This window comes from Chryseobacterium sp. PCH239, from assembly GCF_018924625.1.
Taxonomy (GTDB): domain Bacteria; phylum Bacteroidota; class Bacteroidia; order Flavobacteriales; family Weeksellaceae; genus Chryseobacterium; species Chryseobacterium cucumeris.
In genome coordinates this window covers 706,709-724,559 of sequence record NZ_CP073027.1, presented here as the reverse complement: position 1 = coordinate 724,559, position 17,851 = coordinate 706,709, and the positions used below count along the sequence as shown (strand labels likewise).

Genomic DNA, 17,851 nt, shown 5'->3' with positions numbered 1-17,851 from the left:
AATAAATCTAACTACAATTTAGAAAGTAAAATTATGAGTCAAAAGAAAGAAATGTTGTACGAGGGGAAAGCAAAACAAGTATTTGCAACCGATAATCCTGATGAAGTAGTAGTACGTTTCAAAGACGATGCTACAGCATTTAATGCTCAAAAAAGAGGTCAGGTAGACCTTAAAGGAGAAATGAACAACGCCATCACAACTCTTATTTTTGAATATTTAAATGAAAAAGGGATCAAAACTCATTTCATCCAAAAATTAGACGAAAGAGAGCAGCTGGTAAGAAAAGTATCTATCATTCCTTTGGAAATGGTAGTAAGAAACTACTCTGCAGGAAGCATGGCGCAAAGATTAGGAGTGGAAGAAGGAATTAAATCTCCGGTAACGATCTTCGATATCTGTTATAAAAAAGATGAATTGGGAGATCCGCTTATCAATGATCACCATGCCGTTTTTTTAGGAGCAGCTACTTACGAAGAACTTGACGAAATGTATGAGTTATCTTCAGATATCAATGATATCCTTATCGACCTGTTTGACAAAATCAATATCATCCTGGTAGATTTCAAAATCGAATTAGGTAAAACTTCAGACGGTGAAATCATCTTAGCAGACGAAATCTCTCCTGATACTTGCAGACTTTGGGATAAAGATACCATGAAGAAATTAGACAAAGACAGATTCAGAAGAGACTTAGGAGAAGTTACTGAGGCTTATGTTGAAATCTACAACCGTCTTAAAAATCTTTTACAGAAATAAGATTTAATTTATTTGAAGATTAAACCATTTAAAAATTAAACAGGCTGTAATCTTTTTAATCATTAAATTTTTTAATCTTTTAATTTAGAAAAAATAGAAATGAAAAGTTTAGACATTCATAAAAGTGAATATTTAAAACAGTTTGAAACCCAGACTTACGGAAGGAATCTTTTCAGAACTCAGGAAGAGGAAAGACTGGATGCCCCTAATGAAGAATGTGGGATCTTCGGAATGTATTCAGATAATGATCTGGATACTTTCTCTCTTTCACAGTTTGGCCTTTTTGCATTACAGCACAGAGGTCAGGAGGCTTGTGGTATTTCCGTTTTAAAGGATGGAAGAATCACAAACATGAAAGACGAAGGACTGGTTTTGGATGTTTATAAAGAAATTCAGGAACCTGAAACTTTTATGGGAAATTCTGCAATTGGGCATACCCGTTATACCACTGCAGGAGATAAGAAGAAATATAATTTTCAGCCATTTTTCGCGAAAAACGAATATGACCAGATTATACTTTCGATAGCACACAATGGTAACCTTACCAATGCCAAAGAATTAAAAGCAGAATTAGAAGCTGAAGGCGTAGTTTTCAGAGCGACTTCCGATTCTGAAGTTATCCTGAGACTGATTCAGAAAAACCTTGATTTAGGTCTTCGTGGAGCGATTAAAGCAACCATGGAAAAGATTGAAGGAGCTTATTCTGTAGTAGGGATGACCCGAAACAAATTCTTTGCATTCAGAGACTTCAACGGTATCCGTCCGTTAGTATTGGGGGCTATTGATGAAAAATCTTATGTAGTAGCTTCAGAATCTGTAGCATTGGATGCTGTGGGTGCTCAGTATGTACGTGATATCCTTCCTGGTGAGATCATTTATACCAACGAAAACGAACCTGGAAAACTTCATTCTTATATGATGGATGAAGCGAAGGGTAAGCAGAGAATCTGTTCTTTCGAATATATTTATTTCGCAAGACCTGACTCTACCTTAGAAAATATCAATGTTTACGAGATCAGAGAAAAATCCGGAGAGAAAATCTGGGAACAGGCTCCTGTAGAAGCTGATTTGGTAATTGGAGTTCCGGATTCCGGAGTTCCGGCTGCTATTGGTTTCTCTAAAGCTTCAGGAATACCTTTCCGTCCGGTTTTGATCAAAAACAGATATATCGGAAGAAGTTTCATCGTTCCTACACAGGAAATGAGAGAAAGGGTAGTAAACCTTAAGCTGAACCCGATCATCTCTGAGATGAAAGACAAGAGAGTAGTCATTATTGACGATTCTATTGTTCGTGGAACAACATCTAAAAGACTGGTTAAAATTTTAAAAGATGCAGGTGTAAAAGAGATTCACTTCAGAAGTGTTTCTCCACCCATTATTGCTCCTTGTTATCTGGGAATTGATACTCCGTCTAAAGATGATCTTATCTCAGCGAATATGACTACGGAAGAACTTAAAAATTATCTTGGGGTAGATTCTTTAGAGTTTTTAAGCATAGACAACCTGAAAGACATTTTAGGATCAGCTAATCACTGTTTCGGATGCTTTACAGAAGAATATCCTGTTGGAAAAGGAGAAGAGATAGATTTATTCAATTAATCTCTTTATCTGAAATATATCAAAATAGAAGAGCTGGATTTGTAATCCGGCTCTTTTGTTGTTTAAATGTAGCAAAAGCTTAATATTCCTGTATTATACAGTATATAATGGAGTTTTAATTTTGTCAGATTAAAACTTCAGGATATGAAAAACGCACTTTTTACGGGTATTTTTCTGGTATTTACCCAATTGTATTCTTCGCAGTCTTTTGACAAGCAGGCACACCGCGGAGGAAAATCTCTTTACCCCGAAAATACGATCCCGGCAATGAAGAATGCCCTTAAAATGAATGTGACAACTCTGGAAATGGATTTGGCCATCACCAGGGATAAAAAAGTGATTCTTTCGCATGATGCTTTTCTTTCACCGGAATTGGTTACAAAACCGGATGGAACTTACATTCCCAAAGATTCAGGCTTTTATTACAAAATATATGAAATGCCTTACGCAAAGATCAAAACATTTGACGTAGGTTTAAAAAAACTGAATAATTATCCTGATCAAAAGAAAATGAAGGCTCAGAAACCGCTCTTTTCAGACGTCATTGATGCATCTGAGGCTTATGCCAGAGAATTGAAAAGACCACTGCCTTTTTACAATATAGAAACGAAAACACGTCCCTTTTCTGATAACATATTTCATCCTGAACCGCAAGAATTTGTAGATCTGATGATGAAGATTATTGTAGAAAAAAATATTCAGGACAGGGTAATCATTCAATCTTTTGATCCACGGACACTGGAAATTCTTCATAAAGAATATCCTAAAATCATGACCGCTTTACTTGTGGAAAAGGTAGATGATAAAAAACTGGCCCAGCAGCAGGCTTATTTTAAAAATATTTCTGTGGAAAAGTTCAAAATGTATCCAGATCATCTGAGTGGAGTAGCCGGAGATATGAAGTTCCTGAGTTTCACTCCTACTATTTACAGTCCGGAACACAATCTTGTAACGTCTCAATTAATACAGGAATGCCACTCATTAGGCATGAAAGTAATCCCATGGACTGTGAATACCAGAGAAAGATTAAAGGAATTAAAAGAAATGGGAATAGATGGGGTGATCAGTGATGATCCGACAATATTTGAATAAAACTTTTGATATAAATAGCCGGAAGAAAATCTTCCGGCTATTTTATGCGTGCAAGGTTAATGCACTTCGGTTAAAAAATTGGTTCTTAATTAGAATTTGTAGTTAAGACCTAACTGAAATACTCTGTTGTTGTTTTCAGCGGCAGACATGCTCTTATCAATCTTTGTTAAGCTGTTTACATATCTTGCATTGATACCGATATTGGAAGTAATATCATATCCTAAACCAAGGCCTAAACCAAAGTTGAATTTGTTGATCATATCTTTGTCGATATCTGTAGAGTGAGAACTTGAAGTAGTTGTTGTAACACCTCCAGTAGTACTTGCTACAGTAGATTCTCCTTTATTTTTCCCGTTAATGAAATAACTGAATTCAGGTCCTGCTTCAATATAAAATTTGTCAGTAGGTCTCATCTGAACCATTAATGGAACTGAAATGTAATCCATTTTTACTCTGCTCTGTACTTTAGTTTTTACATTCGTTACTCCATTGTCAGTTTCTGTAGAATACATTACATCTTTTGCCCCCATTTGGTTATATAATACCTCTGGCTGGAAGCTGAATTGTTTAGAAATTGGAATATTAACGAATACACCTGCGTGGAAACCTAGTTGTTGTGTGTTGATTCCAAATTTCTGCTGGCTGAAATACGCTGAGTTTCCCCCTGCTTTGATCCCGAATCTAATAGGCTGAACATCTTTTTTTAGTGGTGATGCATTGACTGTTTTCGTTTCCGTCTTTGTTTCTGTCTCCTGAGCGAAAGCTAGTGTACCAGCAGTTAATGCTAATCCTAAAAATAACTTCTTCATAATTTTATTTTTTAATTTTACTATTTGTGTGTCGGATATCTCTCAATCAGACTCCAAGTATTTTGCAAATTGCTTGCCAAAGTCGAAAAATGCCTGTTTAAAGGGCTTTTCAGATGGTTTTTGGAAAGTTTATTTTAAACCATTTATCCCTTTTTGATGAATAAATGTTTTGTAAACTGAATGTTTTGTGAAAATAGTTGAATGCTCAATGCGCTTTATTATTGATAATTGAAATCATGAAAAATTTTTAACTGGAATTGACTTTTTCAGGGATTAATAACTCTTCCGGGCTCTTTTTAAGAATAAAAAATAAAAATACCGGACTCTTAAAAGCCCGGCATCCGTTTTGAAAATAATAAATATCTCTATTTAAAGCGATAAGCCACTCCAAGCTGAAGCGCATTGTTTTTGACTTTACTACCGTAATCATTCTTGAAAATTCCTGTTATACCTGCTGTGAATCTTGCAGTCACTCCAAAATTTTGTGTAAAATAATATCCTGCGCCAATTCCAATTCCAAAATTGAATTTATTATATAATTTCATTGAAATTTTATTAGAGAAATTCTCAGAATTAACAGTCGTTGTATTATCGTATCTTATTTCGTTTCTTCCGTCTCCTTCTATTTTTCCTCCCAGAAGTAATCCGAATTCAGGTCCTGCTTCCACATACAATTGAGGAAGAATATGGTATTGAACCATAATAGGAAGAGTAAGGTAGTTTAGATTAGTTTTGTACTCATATTCCTGCTTCGTAAAATAATCTCCGGAATCATGAATAAAGAGATCTTCCGTTTTTGATCCTAGCTGGCTGAAAAGAAGCTCGGGTTGTATACTGAATTTTTCAGCAACAGGAATATTGGCAAATATTCCGATATGTGAACCGGCTTTGATTTTTTCGTTATTATCAACTTCGTTTCTTTCCCCTCTGCTGAAAGTAGAACCATTGAAACCAGCTTTAATCCCAAGTTTTACTGAAGATGGTTGGGTAGGAGACTTTTCTTTTTCCTGAGCATTCATTAAAAAAGAGCCAACAAGTGTAAGTCCTAGAAAAATTTTTTTCATGATTATAAGTTTTATTTTCTGTTTTTTTTGTGGCAAAATATCTGCCATAAAGATAAGAAGTGATAAAAATCATACGGTATGCGAAAAAGTCAGGATTAAACTAATAAACCTGACTTTTTCTATTGAAATCAAAATGTATTTTAAATAAAGCAAAACACTTTTCAGTATTCTGTTGTGCACTCTAATGTCCAGCTATCTCTTGCAGTTCTCGTTAAAAATTAATGGTAATAGTTAGAGTTAGTTTTGAATTTCAATTGAATACACAATTGAATCAATACCTATTCATTGTAAAACAGGAACTGTAAAATTGGAAATTCCGGAATAGAGTACAATTACTATTCTGTACGCAAATTTCTTGCCAAAAAATATTCAAACAATAAAAAAGCCGGATTTACTATAATCCGGCTTTGTATTGAATAGAAAGTTTGTTTTTAGAATTTGTAAGCTAAACCAAATTGGAATACTCCGTTTTTCGCTTTATCTTCAGATAAATCAGGTCTGTTTTTCGCTACATCTGTTAAACCTGCAACATATCTTGCAGTAACTCCGATATTTTGTGTGAAATAGTATCCTGCTCCAAGACCAATTCCGAAATCAAATGATTTGAAAATATCTTTGGCATCTGCAGAGTTTGATTTATATTTTAATTTTGAATTCACAAGGAAACTAAACTGTGGTCCAGCCTCCAGGTATAGATTAGGAAGAGCATTGTACTGAAGCATTAAAGGAACAGAGATGTAATCTAGGTTTGCTTTAGCATCGCTGTCTGCTTTAAATTTTGCTCCCATTCCGCTGTACATTACTTCCGGTTGGAAAGAGAAGTCCTGAGCTACAGGAATGTTTGCGAATACTCCTCCGTAAAATCCGGCTTTAGAGTTGAAGTCATTATCAGAAAGAGTAGAGATATTAAGACCTGCTTTTACACCAAATCTAACTGGCGAAGCGGAAGCTGTTGAAGTTTTCTGAGAGAAAGCAAAAGTACCTGCTACTAGGGCAAGGCCTAAAAAAATCTTTTTCATAAGTTTTTTATTTTAATAGTTTTTAAGTTTTATTTAACTTTTCATTAAGAAACAAACTGTATGCCAAAGTGTAAATGTACTGTGAATGTACTATTTATTGTGGTTTTTGAAGAATAATTTTTCTATCGCATTAAAAAAGTCGGATTAATTTTAATCCGACTCCACTTTAATTATAAAAATTTAATGAAAAAAGCTTAATAAAGCTTTAGAATTTGTAGTTTACTCCTACCTGGAATACACCATTTCGAACAGATCCTTCTCTGTCATATCCGTATTGGTATTTTGTTTTTACAATATCAGATAATCCTGCAGTGTATCTTATATTCACGCCAATGTTTTTGGTTAAATTGTAACCGGCTCCCAACCCGATTCCAAAGTCGAACGATTGAGTTGCATTTTTTAAAGCACCAGTAGAAGCGCTTTTCTTTAATCTTGCATCAATTAAAAAGCTAAATTGTGGTCCTGCTTCCACATATAGATTAGGAAGTGCTTTATATTGGAACATTACAGGTACGGAAAGATATTCTAAATTAAGTTTTGCATTGCTGCCTCCTTTCTCTTTAGCTCCCACAGCATTATATAATACTTCCGGCTGAACCGAAAAATCCTTAGCGACAGGAATATTCACAAAAACACCACCATGGAATCCGGCTTTTGAATTCATATCCATATTAGAAAGGTTGGAAACATTTAATCCCGCCTTCAAACCGAATTTGATTTTGGGTGAAGATGTGGATGGAGTAGTAGCCTCTGTAGAAGTTGAAGTGCTTTGAGCAAAAGCAAAAGTACCTGCGATAAGTGCCAGGCCCAGAAAAATCTTTTTCATAGATTAGTTTAATTTTTACGTTGTTTAACGTCCGAGAAGCAACAAACAATATGCCGGTAAACCCCTTGTATAAAGACTTTATGGGTTTTTAACAAATCCATAAATCATCAAATTGGGATATATTTTTGTTATTTTGTCGACACTTTGTTATTTTAACATAAAAAAAGAACAGATTAAAAAATTAATCTGTTCTTTTTATTGAATATAAAATTTGTTAGTGAATATGTAGCTTACTTAAATTTATAAGCTAATCCTACCTGGAATAGGTTGTTTCTTGTAGCATCAGATCCACTAGGTCTGTTTTTCGCTACATCTGTTAAACCTGCAACATATCTTGCGGTAAGTCCTAAGTTCGGAGTGAAATAATATCCAGCTCCAAGACCAATACCAAAGTTAAATGTATTTAAATTGTCTTTGTAGTTGTCTGTAGTACTTGACTGCCCGTTTGATTCATTTTTGAACTTGTTTTTAGCACTTACCATAAAACCAAATTCAGGTCCTGCTTCCACATAAAGATTTGGAATCAGGTTGTACTGGAACATTACCGGTACTGTAATATAATCTAGTTTAGTAGAAGCTGAATATTTAGTTCCTGCTAACGTATAATCTGATTTATTACCATATTGTGAATACTGAACCTCTGGCTGAACGCTGAATGAAGCGGCTAATGGAATGTTGGCAAATACACCTGCGTTGAATCCTATTTTAGATTTTTGATCATCAAGACCGCTATCTTTTGAAAGGGAAGAAACGTTCATACCTCCTTTTACCCCAAATGTTACCGGATTAGAAGATGTGTTTCCTGTCTGTTGAGCGAATGCGAATGTTCCTGCAGTTAACGCTAATCCTAAAATTAACTTTTTCATAACTTTAATTTTTTTAATTTTACTCTTTCTTAATTTTAAATTTTACTACTTGTCCAGCTTTTCAGTTGAACGGAGAGTATCTTTCAAATTGCTTGCCAAAATTTTTTTATGAGTAAAATCAATAAAAAATCACTTAGTGTTTAAGTGATTTTTTAAATAAAGTATTGATTGTTAAATATTTGTAATTTTAAATAAATGTTTGTTTAGACGTGGTCTAAATTGACAATTTTGTCAAAAACACGTTTTAAAATAAATTTATTTTTGAAAAACACGTTAAGCATCGTTCAATTTTCTATAAAAAGATAAAGATTCAAGGATATTTTCCTTGCTGCACTGATGATCATAGATGCAACAACCTATTCCAGAAAGCAGAGAGAAATTGATTTTGCTGTCGGTATTCTTCTTGTCATTCAGTAGTAAAGCAGTAATATCTTCATCTTTAAAATCGCTGATATCAAGGTATGGATAATATCTCTGAATGTTTTCAATGATTATTTTTGAATCTTCTTCAGAAATAAGGTTTTCAAGATAAGCCAGATGAGCTTCAGCAATCATTCCCATAGCCACAGCTTCACCGTGAAGAATCGGGTTTTCCTGCTGCAGACATAAACTTTCTACCGCATGTCCTATGGTATGCCCGAAATTAAGTGTTTTTCTAATGTTCTGCTCATGGAAATCCTGATCTACAACATTCTGTTTGATATTCATAGACGTTTGAATATGTGGGATTACCGTTTCTACTTCCAGTTTACGGATCTGTGTTAGCTGGTCCCAATGATTTTTATCAGCAATTAACCCATGTTTCAGCATTTCAGCAAATCCGCTTCTTAATTCTTTAAAAGGTAGTGTTTCTAAGAATTTGGGAAAAATAAAGATTTGCTCAGGGAAAGCAAAAGTTCCCACCATATTTTTATAGTGCATCAGATCAATCCCGGTTTTTCCCCCTATGGAAGCATCACACATCGATAGAAGGGTAGTAGGAATATTGATAAACTGTATTCCTCTTTTATAAGTAGATGCCACAAATCCGCCCATATCGGTTATTACACCACCGCCAAGGTTGATAACCAGCGCTTTTCTGTCCGCCTGCATTTCTGTAAGAATTTCCCAAAGTTGATTGGCTGTCTGGATATTTTTCATTTCTTCTCCCGCTTCAATCTCTAAAATTTCAAAGCCAAGATCCGTTTCCATATTTCCTAAAAGAACAGGAAGGCAGTATTCATGGGTGTTTTCATCTACAAGAATGAAAATTTTACTGAAAGTTTTTTCGTGAAGAAACTCGTTGAGCTGTGAAAAATTATCGTTTAATATTGTTATCATCTTCTATTTTATGTAAAGTTAAAATGTAAACTATAGTGCAAAGTTATGATTCTTAATTTTTAACTCGTAACTAAATTACTATCTTTGCATAAATTTTTAGAATGAGCAGAGATAATAATAATTCAGATAGACCAAAGAGACCAAGAATTTCAACCAAGAAAAGTTCTGATGATTCTCGTGCTTCCAGATCTGGAAATTCTTCAGGATCAAAACCTTTCAAGAAGCCGTTCTCTAAAGACGGAGGAAGAAAAGGACCAGAACATCAGGGATCCAACTCAAGATTTGAAAAGAAACCTTTTAAAAGAAATACCGACAGTTTCGAAAATTCTAACGAAGATTCAGGTTCAAAATCTGAAAGAAAACCTTATATCACGAACAAAAGTGAGAGCTATGAGAAAAAATCTTTTGGAAAACCGAAGAGAGGAGGAAAGAATTTCGATACAAGAGATAAGTATGAAAGAGGCAGCCTGAAATACGGAAGAAGACCATCTAATGGTGAAGACAGAAATGATGACAAAACAAGATCTTTTGTACAGAAAAGAAGGTTGAATAAAATTGAAAAAGATGTTCATAAAGACAGCATCCGTCTTAACAAGTATATCGCTAATTCCGGAATCTGCAGCAGAAGAGAAGCTGATGAACTGATTACTCAGGGATTGGTAGAAGTCAACGGAAAGGTGGTAACTGAAATGGGATATCAGGTACAGAAAACAGACAGAGTAGTTTTTGACGGACAAAGCATTACTCCTGAAAAACCTGTATATGTACTTTTGAATAAGCCAAAAGGTTATATTTCTACTACAAAAGACGATAAAGCAAGAAAAACTGTAATGGATCTTGTAGCGAATGCTTCTCCGTACAGACTTTTCCCGGTGGGAAGACTGGATCGTTCTACAACAGGAGTTATCTTACTGACCAATGACGGACACATGACCAAAAAACTGACGCATCCATCTTTTGATGCTAAGAAGATTTATCATGTAACATTGGATAAAAAACTTACTGGTGAAGATTTACGTCTTATTGCAGAAGGAATCCGTCTTGATGAAGGATTAGCTGTGGTTGATCAGATTTCATATATTGAAGGGAAACCTAAGAATGAAATTGGAATTGAGATCCACATCGGATGGAACCGTGTGATCAGAAGAATTTTCCAGAGATTAGGATACGAGGTAGAATCTTTAGACAGAGTAATGTTTGCAGGATTAACGAAGAAGAATATCAAGAGAGGACACTGGAGAATCCTTACAGAACTGGAAGTGAACAACCTTAAAATGCTTTAAAATAACGATGAATGACAGATTCAGGTTTCTAACATCTTTCATTCTTTCAAAAAGTATCTTCAGGATAAAAACAAAAAGCGCAGAATTATTTTCTGCGCTTTTTTATTGTTGTAAGTGGTGAATTGCAAAATTTATAACTCATCATTCATCACTAAAAAGAATTAACCCAACACCGTTACTCCTTTTTCAATCATTTCATAGATGGCATCTCTGCCGTTGTCAGGTTTTACGTTTACTGCACGTGTTCCATTGAAATGAAGGCACGTCACATATCCGTTAGCTACTGCGTCCTGTGCTGTAAATTTAACACAATAGTCTAATGCCAGACCTACAATTTCTACCAGTTGGATATCATGGTATTTCAGGAAATCATCCAAACCTGTTTTCATAAAATGGTTGTTATCCTGGAAACCGCTGTAGCTGTCAATTTCAATATTTTTACCTTTCTGTACAATGTGGGTTACTTTATCTCTGTTCAGATCTTTGTGAAATTCTGCCCCAAAAGTTCCCTGAATACAGTGATCCGGCCACATAAACTGTGGAACACCATTTAAAATAATACTTTCTCCTACCTTTCTTCCATTGCTGCTTGCAAAACTTTTATGACCTGCAGGATGCCAGTCTTGTGTAAGAACCACCTGATCATATTCATTTTCCTCCATCAGGAGATTGATGTATGGAATAATTTCGCTCGCTCCAGGAACTGCAAGTGCTCCGCCTTCACAAAAATCATTCTGTACATCGACTATTATTAACGCTTTTTTCATATTTTGATTTCTCGAATTTTTGATAAATTTACAAAACTAATCTTCAAAAATTTGTCCAAACCTGAATTTTCGGACAAATCGGCAATATAAATTTTCAATGTTTTTGAATGAAAGGCATAAAATTTTAAATAATTGAAGTTTATCTACAGCCTATTGTATTTTGAGGCTTACACCAAATATCAATAGCGTATCTTTGCAGGAAATAAGTATTTTTATGTCATTTGAATCGTTAGGATTATCACACAATATTATTCGTTCTGTCAAAAAATTAGGATATTTAAAACCGTTCCCTATACAAGAGCAGGTTGTTCCTGTTATTTTGGAAGGGAAAGATCTGATGGGAATTGCTCAGACAGGTTCTGGTAAAACAGCGTGTTTTGTGATGCCGATTCTAGAAAAATTACAGAATGCGGAAGTTAAAAAAAACCGTAATGTTCAGGTTTTGATATTGGTTCCTACCAGGGAATTAGCTATTCAGATCGATGAAGTTTTCAGGGCATTCACAGAAAATCTAAAGAGAGAAGTCCGTACGATGGCTGTTTATGGAGGTGTTTCTATCAATCCACAGATGAAGGGAATGTTTGGAGTGGAAGTTTTGATTGCTACTCCGGGACGTCTGCTGGATTTAATTGATCATAATGCATTAAGTATTTCAGGAATTAAACATTTGGTGATTGATGAAGCAGATAAAATGTTTCAGCTAGGGTTTGGTGAAGAAATGAATAAGCTTTTTGCCATGATGCCTGTAGCGAAACAAACTACTTTATTTTCAGCTACCTTGAATGATAAAGTTGCTGAAATGAAAGAACGTCTTTCTATCAATCCTACAATTATTGAGATTAAAAAAGAAGAAGTTGAAATTGATAATATCGAACAGCTTGCTTATCATGTTGCTCCGGAAAATAAAGGACCTTTTTTACGATATCTGATCAAAGAAAAAAAAGTTGAAAAGGCTTTGATTTTTGTTTCGTCTACAAGATCTGCAGATAATCTGGTAGAGAAACTTAAAAAGAATAAAATAAAAGCTGTGGCCATTCATAGCCAGAAGTCACAGGGAGCGAGAATAAATAATCTGGAAGAATTTAAAGTAAACGGTGCTCAGATTTTGGTGGCTACAGACTTAATTGGGCGAGGAATCCATATTGAATCCCTGCCATGTGTTATCAATTACGAGTTGCCGCGTTCACCGCTGGATTATATTCACCGTATTGGTAGAACAGGGCGTGCCAATGAAAAAGGAAGTGCAATCAGCATTTTGACGGATGATGAATTGCAGCATTTCAGAGTAATTCAAAAGAAAATGGGTCGAAAAGTAACCCTGCAAAGAACAGAAGGTATTGATTTACACGGATATTAATACTTTATTATAATCAAGAAAGGTTTCAGTTTATACAATTGAAGCCTTTTTTAATAAAAAATCGGTACCACAAAAAACATTATCGGTATAATTAATGCTTTATTCACTTTATATTCTTGAATTTTTGATAAATTCGCGCAAGCTGGTATTTGTCAATTATTCTCATCAATAATAGTAATACCAATAATTAAAAAATTAAAACCTGAACAATGATTGATTTAGAGAAAAAAAAGTTTCCAATAGGCCCGTTTGAAGTGCCTGAAAATATTTGTGATATTACATTGGATACTTATATCAAAGTAATCAAAGATTTTCCTGGAAGGCTAAAGAATCTTATTGAACATTTTACAGATGATCAATTGGATACTCCTTACAGAGAAGGAGGCTGGACAGTAAGGCAGCTTGTGAATCATCTTTCTGACAGTCATATGAACAGTTTTATCCGTTTCAAACTGGCACTGACAGAAGAAAATCCTACTATAAAGCCTTATGATGAAGCGAAATGGGCGGAGCTACAGGACAGTTTTCATATGCCCGTAAAACCGGCAATGAGAATGTTGAAGGGAACACACCAAAGATGGGTAGCTCTTCTTAAAAGTCTTACCAATAAACAGTTTGAAAGAACCTTTCATCATCCTGAGCACAATAAAAATTATAATTTAAGAGAAAGCCTTGCTTTATATGTGTGGCATTGCAATCATCATTTTGCTCATATTGAAAATCTGAAGATAGAAAAAGGTTGGTAAGAAAACGTCTTAATAATCCTATATATTATCAGGAAATCATTAACAGGATTTCTATGTTATCTGAAAACTCTATTGGAAAATGGGGGAAGATGAACGTGTGTCAAATGCTAAAGCATTGTGATTTAGTTCTTCAGGTGGCTTTGGGAAAGTTCGAACTTCCCCGTATTAATGTCATTTTTGAGGCAGTAGGGATTTTTACTAAAATAGAAATGCATATTTTCAATAATGGAATTCCCAGAAACATGCCTACTTTTCAAAAACTAATCGTTAATTTTGAGTGTGATTTCGATGTTTCAAAAACCAATCTGCTGAAAACGCTGGAAGAATTCCGGGAAGTTTGTGAAAAAAACAACCTGCCGGACCGCCACAGATTATTCGGTACAATGACTGAAAAAGACTGGACATTTTTAGAATACAAACATCTTGATCATCATCTAAAACAATTTAATGTATGAGTTTTTTTGATAAAATATTCGGTGGTAAAAACGAAACCCCTGACCAAAAAACATTCTGGAAAAAGATAGAATCTGAAGAAGACCTTGCCAAAGCAATGGAAGACTCTTTTCAGAATAGGATAGCGATATTTAAACATTCTACAAGCTGTTTCATAAGCAGGACAGTTTTGAAAAACTTTGAAAAAGAAATAGAAAATTCAGACCAACCGGTGAGTGTATACTATCTGGATTTATTGGCACACCGGCCTGTTTCTAACAAAATAGCAGCAGATTTTGAGATCAGACATGAAAGTCCGCAGCTGATTGTCATAGAGAACGGAAAACCTGTTAACAGTGCTTCACACCAGGATATTTCTTTAAGCCAGATTGTATCATGAAGAATATAAATAATTATTTAGCCAAAGTTTTAAATGTTCCGCTTCAGAATGTGAATACGTGTAGTCTTCACTATGAAGTAAAGAAAATTCCTAAAAATCAGTTCCTTCTTCAGTATGGTGAAATCTGCCGACATATTTTCTTTGTAGAAAAAGGCCTGATAAAGATGTATTCCATTGATAAAAACGGAAAGGAACATATTATACAGTTTGCTCCGGAAAGCTGGCTGATTTCTGACCGAAGCAGCCTTTATTTCAATGAAAAATCCATTTATTATATAGAAGCAGTGGAAGATTCTGAAGTTTTGTTTCTTCATCCTGATTTCTTCAACAAACTGGTAGAACAATTTCCGAACAGCATCGAAAGAAGTGATTTTCTTCTTCAGAAACATATCAGAAGTCTTCAAAACAGGATCAATTCTTTATTGGGAGAGACTGCAGAAGAAAGGTATATGAAATTCATCAAAATGTATCCGGATTTACTCCTGAGAGTTCCACAATGGATGATTGCTTCTTACCTCGGAATTACTCCTGAGAGCCTGAGCCGTGTAAGAAAGGAGCTGGCGAGAAAAAATTTCATCCCGGATAATAAATAAGAAAGGCTGGGAGATGGAGGCTTGAAGTTCTGGTAAATATAAAAAAACTTCAAGAGTTATAAGATTTCCTTTACAATATCAATAAGAATTAAGGTAAATTATTTTTAAAACTATTTTAGCTTCAATCTTCCGGCCTCCATCTTCCTTACTTTAAATAAATCTTTTTGGCAAGCTGTCCAACCTGTCTGAGTTTTGTCTGTGTATCTTCCGACCATGGAAGCCCTATGCAGAGCCTCATGCAGTTTTCAAACTGTTCCTGAAAGGTAAACATTCTTCCGGGAGCGATACTGATATTCTGTTTAATGGCCAGATCGTATAATTCTGTTGTTCGAATCTTTTGATCAAATTCTACCCATAAAGACAAGCCTCCCTGTGGACGACTGGTTTTTGTGCCTTCAGGAAAAGATTCCGCAATGGTCTGTACATAGTTCTGATAATTGAACTGTAATGTTCTGCGAAGCTGCTGAAGGTGCTTTTCGTATTTTCCGGATTTCAGAAAATTGGCAACAGCTTCATTCACAATGGAAATAGAAGATGTAGAATGCAGCAGTTTAAGCTTAAGAATTTTATCTTTATATTTCCCCGGAGCAATCCAGCCTACACGATATCCGGGAGCCAAAGTTTTTGAAATAGAGCTGCAATACAGTACGTTTCCGTCCTTATCGAAAGATTTACAACATTTTGGACGGCTGGAACCAAAATAAAGGTCTCCATAGACGTCATCTTCTATCAACGGAATATTATTTTCAGAAAGTATTTTTACAATTTCCTTTTTATTTTCATCAGGCATACAGCTTCCCAAAGGTGAATTAAAATTGGGAATCAACAAGCACAGATCTATTTTAGGCATTAATTTTTTTAAAGCCTCAATTTCTATTCCGGTAGTGGGATGGGTAGGAAGTTCCAAGACTTTTAAACCCAAACCATTGGCAAGCTGAAGAATTCCGGGATAACAAGGGCTTTCAATAGCAACGGTGTCTCCTGGTTTTCCTAAAGCCATTAAACAAAAAGAAAGAGCATTCATTCCGCCATTGGTGGTAATCAGGTCATTTTCGCTCAGATTTCCTCCCCATTGCAAAGAACGTACAGCAATCATTCTTCTTAACTTCAGATTTCCCTGAAGTTCTTCATATTCTGTACCACCGTCTTTTAATTCCCTTGTGGCGTTTACAATTTCTTTCTTAAGTTTAGCCTGAGGTAAGAGAGCTCCTGATGGAATTCCTATAGAGAAAAAGGTAAGATCCTTTTTACCCATATTTTCATATACCTTACTGATCAGTTCATCCGGTTCATCATTATTGGCGATCAATGATGGGCGGCTTACCTCAGGTAAAGGAAGTTTTGCAGAGAGCAGCTGGCTTACAAAATACCCAGACTGTGGTTTAGATTCTACTAAAGACTGTGATTCCAGTTCGAGAAAAACACGCTTGGCAGTATTCATACTCACCTGATGTTCCTGGCATAGCATTCTTACAGAAGGAAGCTTATCTCCTGTCTTTAGAATCCCATTTCTGATCTGTCCTGCAATTCCGTCTGCAATTTCCGTATATAAAAATTCTTTACTCATATTGTTAAACTGTGCTCATGCAAATATACAAAACTGATACTGTGTTTATTTAATTATCCTTTCTAATTTTGAATATTAATTAAAAGCTTGAATAAAATGATGACAAAGCAACTATCAAAAGATGAAAATATAAGTGGCTGGATCAATGGATTTATAGGTGTAGTTTTATTTAGCGGCGGTTTGCCGGCCACTAAATTAGCTGTAATGGAAATGAGTCCTACTTTTGTAACGATTGTTCGTGCAGCTGTTGCCGGAGTCCTGGCGCTTATCGTATTATGGCTTGGGAAAGAAAAACGTCCTGTCAAAAAAGATTTGATTCCATTATTATTGGTTTCTCTTGGCTGTGTGGTAGGGTTTCCTCTTCTTTCAGCATTAGCGCTTCAATATCTTACTTCAGCGCATTCTATTGTATTTCTGGGAATGTTACCTTTGGCTACTGCTGTATTTGGTGTGATGCGTGGTGGTGAAAGACCTCATCCTATATTTTGGCTTTTTTCGATTGTAGGAAGCCTTTTGGTGATTGGCTATGCTGTTTCACAAGGAATATCTGCATCACCTATTGGAGATATTCTGATGCTGCTTGCCGTTATTTTATGTGGTATGGGTTATGCTGAAGGAGCTAAATTATCCAAGACATTAGGCGGATGGCAGGTGATTTCGTGGGCTTTGGTATTGGCGCTGCCTGTAATGATTCCTTTATTTTTTATTTATTTTCCGGCTGATATTCAAAATGTCAGTTTTCAGGGATGGTTTGGAATGGCTTATATTTCTCTTTTCAGTATGTTTATTGGATTTATATTCTGGTATAAAGGATTAGCACAGGGAGGAATAGCTACTGTTGGCCAGCTGCAGTTACTTCAACCTTTCTTTGGGCTGGCATTGGCTGCATGGCTTCTTCATGAGCAGGTAAGTGTAGGAATGCTAGGGGTGACAGTAGGAGTGATCTTATGTGTTGCAGGAACTAAGAAGTTTGCGAAATAATTAAATATAAAGCATTCATGACTTATAAAAGAATTAACCAATCATAATCTTATTTTGACTTTATTAACACAAGAATCTTACAGGTTTTCCAATACAAATCCAATCCCTTCCGGTACAATATAGGATCTACGGTTTTTTCAAAAAAATGTACATATATTACAAGAAGCCGTAACAATAGAATACAAAAAAAATAACAAATTTTCCTGTTATTACATTGAAAACCCCGTTCTAATCAAGAGAATCGGGGTTTATTGTTTGGCGTTTTTACATATTGATGAAACTATGTTTTTAAAAATACAATATCAAAAAAGTAATTTAATTGCATTTTTAGTAATGATATTCAATCAATAAATACAAAAAGACTTAAAGTTGTT

General features: G+C 35.1%; 18 protein-coding genes. 10 read left to right on the top strand and 8 right to left on the bottom strand.

Annotated elements, in window-relative coordinates; all coding sequences use genetic code 11:
- The first annotated feature begins 33 nt into the window (after positions 1-33).
- The 3 genes from purC to KBP46_RS03475 all read left to right on the top strand — a co-directional run bounded on the left by purC (position 34) and on the right by KBP46_RS03475 (position 3,447).
- Entirely contained in the window at positions 34-756 is a 723-nt protein-coding gene (gene purC, locus KBP46_RS03485; protein WP_047430685.1) for a phosphoribosylaminoimidazolesuccinocarboxamide synthase, read from the top strand.
- 99 nt (positions 757-855) lie between these two features.
- Positions 856-2,355 (top strand): amidophosphoribosyltransferase, encoded by a 1,500-nt coding sequence (purF, locus tag KBP46_RS03480; RefSeq protein WP_062669706.1) that lies wholly within the window; start codon positions 856-858, stop codon positions 2,353-2,355.
- A 144-nt stretch (positions 2,356-2,499) separates the two neighbouring features.
- Positions 2,500-3,447, top strand: coding sequence for a glycerophosphodiester phosphodiesterase family protein (locus tag KBP46_RS03475; RefSeq protein ID WP_216444638.1), 948 nt, complete (start codon positions 2,500-2,502; stop codon positions 3,445-3,447).
- Between the two features lie 89 nt (positions 3,448-3,536).
- Here KBP46_RS03475 and KBP46_RS03470 read toward each other — a convergent pair whose 3' ends face one another.
- The 6 genes from KBP46_RS03470 to aroB form a co-directional block, all read right to left on the bottom strand.
- Positions 3,537-4,256 carry a porin family protein gene (locus KBP46_RS03470; protein WP_120231076.1) on the bottom strand — a complete coding sequence of 240 codons (720 nt, stop codon included), beginning with the start codon at positions 4,254-4,256 and terminating at the stop codon, positions 3,537-3,539.
- A 365-nt stretch (positions 4,257-4,621) separates the two neighbouring features.
- Positions 4,622-5,320: a porin family protein gene (locus tag KBP46_RS03465; protein WP_216444637.1), complete on the bottom strand. Its 699-nt coding sequence runs from the start codon at positions 5,318-5,320 to the stop codon at positions 4,622-4,624.
- 431 nt (positions 5,321-5,751) lie between these two features.
- Positions 5,752-6,339, bottom strand: coding sequence for a porin family protein (locus KBP46_RS03460; RefSeq protein WP_062669698.1), 588 nt, complete (start codon positions 6,337-6,339; stop codon positions 5,752-5,754).
- 205 nt (positions 6,340-6,544) lie between these two features.
- Positions 6,545-7,165, bottom strand: a complete 621-nt coding sequence (locus KBP46_RS03455) for a porin family protein (protein ID WP_216444636.1) — start codon at positions 7,163-7,165, stop codon at positions 6,545-6,547.
- Positions 7,166-7,395: 230 nt separating this feature from the next.
- A complete protein-coding gene (locus KBP46_RS03450) occupies positions 7,396-8,031 on the bottom strand; it encodes a porin family protein (RefSeq protein ID WP_062669694.1) in 636 nt (211 codons plus the stop codon).
- Positions 8,032-8,304: 273 nt separating this feature from the next.
- Positions 8,305-9,351 (bottom strand): 3-dehydroquinate synthase, encoded by a 1,047-nt coding sequence (gene aroB / locus KBP46_RS03445; RefSeq protein WP_062669692.1) that lies wholly within the window; start codon positions 9,349-9,351, stop codon positions 8,305-8,307.
- Between the two features lie 368 nt (positions 9,352-9,719).
- Between aroB and KBP46_RS03440 the strand changes: the two genes are divergently transcribed.
- Positions 9,720-10,634 (top strand): pseudouridine synthase, encoded by a 915-nt coding sequence (locus KBP46_RS03440; protein ID WP_062671528.1) that lies wholly within the window; start codon positions 9,720-9,722, stop codon positions 10,632-10,634.
- Positions 10,635-10,795: 161 nt separating this feature from the next.
- Here the strand turns inward: KBP46_RS03440 and pncA are convergent, their stop codons facing one another.
- The gene (gene pncA, locus KBP46_RS03435; protein ID WP_034698270.1) at positions 10,796-11,401 is read right to left on the bottom strand and encodes a bifunctional nicotinamidase/pyrazinamidase; all 606 of its coding nucleotides are present in this window, start codon (positions 11,399-11,401) and stop codon (positions 10,796-10,798) included.
- Between the two features lie 214 nt (positions 11,402-11,615).
- Here pncA and KBP46_RS03430 point away from each other — a divergent pair, with 214 nt between their 5' ends.
- From KBP46_RS03430 to KBP46_RS03410, 5 genes are all read left to right on the top strand, one after another.
- Positions 11,616-12,758 (top strand): DEAD/DEAH box helicase, encoded by a 1,143-nt coding sequence (locus KBP46_RS03430; RefSeq protein ID WP_216444635.1) that lies wholly within the window; start codon positions 11,616-11,618, stop codon positions 12,756-12,758.
- 209 nt (positions 12,759-12,967) lie between these two features.
- Positions 12,968-13,504 (top strand): YfiT family bacillithiol transferase, encoded by a 537-nt coding sequence (locus tag KBP46_RS03425; protein ID WP_062669686.1) that lies wholly within the window; start codon positions 12,968-12,970, stop codon positions 13,502-13,504.
- 53 nt (positions 13,505-13,557) lie between these two features.
- The gene (locus KBP46_RS03420) at positions 13,558-13,959 is read left to right on the top strand and encodes a DUF1569 domain-containing protein (RefSeq protein WP_062671526.1); all 402 of its coding nucleotides are present in this window, start codon (positions 13,558-13,560) and stop codon (positions 13,957-13,959) included.
- Complete coding sequence (gene ytxJ / locus KBP46_RS03415) at positions 13,956-14,336, top strand: bacillithiol system redox-active protein YtxJ (RefSeq protein WP_216444634.1); 381 nt, start codon at positions 13,956-13,958, stop codon at positions 14,334-14,336. Before KBP46_RS03420 ends, ytxJ begins: the two co-directional genes overlap by 4 nt.
- Complete coding sequence (locus tag KBP46_RS03410) at positions 14,333-14,929, top strand: Crp/Fnr family transcriptional regulator (RefSeq protein ID WP_034698263.1); 597 nt, start codon at positions 14,333-14,335, stop codon at positions 14,927-14,929. Before ytxJ ends, KBP46_RS03410 begins: the two co-directional genes overlap by 4 nt.
- Before the next feature lie 145 nt (positions 14,930-15,074).
- On the opposite strand, the gene KBP46_RS03405 is transcribed toward KBP46_RS03410, so the two are convergent.
- Positions 15,075-16,496, bottom strand: coding sequence for a PLP-dependent aminotransferase family protein (locus KBP46_RS03405; protein ID WP_062669682.1), 1,422 nt, complete (start codon positions 16,494-16,496; stop codon positions 15,075-15,077).
- 96 nt (positions 16,497-16,592) lie between these two features.
- On the opposite strand from KBP46_RS03405, the gene KBP46_RS03400 reads away from it, so the two are divergent.
- Entirely contained in the window at positions 16,593-17,477 is an 885-nt protein-coding gene (locus KBP46_RS03400) for a DMT family transporter (protein ID WP_117753074.1), read from the top strand.
- Positions 17,478-17,851: the final 374 nt, after the last annotated feature.

Excerpts from the sequence above, each read along its gene's own strand:
- KBP46_RS03420 (WP_062671526.1), top strand. The coding sequence starts at position 13,558 with ATGTTATCTGAAAACTCTATTGGAAAATGGGGGAAGATGAACGTGTGT.
- KBP46_RS03475 (WP_216444638.1), top strand. The coding sequence starts at position 2,500 with ATGAAAAACGCACTTTTTACGGGTATTTTTCTGGTATTTACCCAATTG.
- purF (WP_062669706.1), top strand. The coding sequence starts at position 856 with ATGAAAAGTTTAGACATTCATAAAAGTGAATATTTAAAACAGTTTGAA.
- KBP46_RS03405 (WP_062669682.1), bottom strand. The coding sequence starts at position 16,496 with ATGAGTAAAGAATTTTTATATACGGAAATTGCAGACGGAATTGCAGGA.
- KBP46_RS03425 (WP_062669686.1), top strand. The coding sequence starts at position 12,968 with ATGATTGATTTAGAGAAAAAAAAGTTTCCAATAGGCCCGTTTGAAGTG.
- KBP46_RS03410 (WP_034698263.1), top strand. The coding sequence starts at position 14,333 with ATGAAGAATATAAATAATTATTTAGCCAAAGTTTTAAATGTTCCGCTT.
- ytxJ (WP_216444634.1), top strand. The coding sequence starts at position 13,956 with ATGAGTTTTTTTGATAAAATATTCGGTGGTAAAAACGAAACCCCTGAC.
- KBP46_RS03465 (WP_216444637.1), bottom strand. The coding sequence starts at position 5,320 with ATGAAAAAAATTTTTCTAGGACTTACACTTGTTGGCTCTTTTTTAATG.
- KBP46_RS03455 (WP_216444636.1), bottom strand. The coding sequence starts at position 7,165 with ATGAAAAAGATTTTTCTGGGCCTGGCACTTATCGCAGGTACTTTTGCT.
- pncA (WP_034698270.1), bottom strand. The coding sequence starts at position 11,401 with ATGAAAAAAGCGTTAATAATAGTCGATGTACAGAATGATTTTTGTGAA.
- KBP46_RS03400 (WP_117753074.1), top strand. The coding sequence starts at position 16,593 with ATGATGACAAAGCAACTATCAAAAGATGAAAATATAAGTGGCTGGATC.
- purC (WP_047430685.1), top strand. The coding sequence starts at position 34 with ATGAGTCAAAAGAAAGAAATGTTGTACGAGGGGAAAGCAAAACAAGTA.
- KBP46_RS03450 (WP_062669694.1), bottom strand. The coding sequence starts at position 8,031 with ATGAAAAAGTTAATTTTAGGATTAGCGTTAACTGCAGGAACATTCGCA.
- KBP46_RS03460 (WP_062669698.1), bottom strand. The coding sequence starts at position 6,339 with ATGAAAAAGATTTTTTTAGGCCTTGCCCTAGTAGCAGGTACTTTTGCT.
- KBP46_RS03470 (WP_120231076.1), bottom strand. The coding sequence starts at position 4,256 with ATGAAGAAGTTATTTTTAGGATTAGCATTAACTGCTGGTACACTAGCT.
- KBP46_RS03430 (WP_216444635.1), top strand. The coding sequence starts at position 11,616 with ATGTCATTTGAATCGTTAGGATTATCACACAATATTATTCGTTCTGTC.
- aroB (WP_062669692.1), bottom strand. The coding sequence starts at position 9,351 with ATGATAACAATATTAAACGATAATTTTTCACAGCTCAACGAGTTTCTT.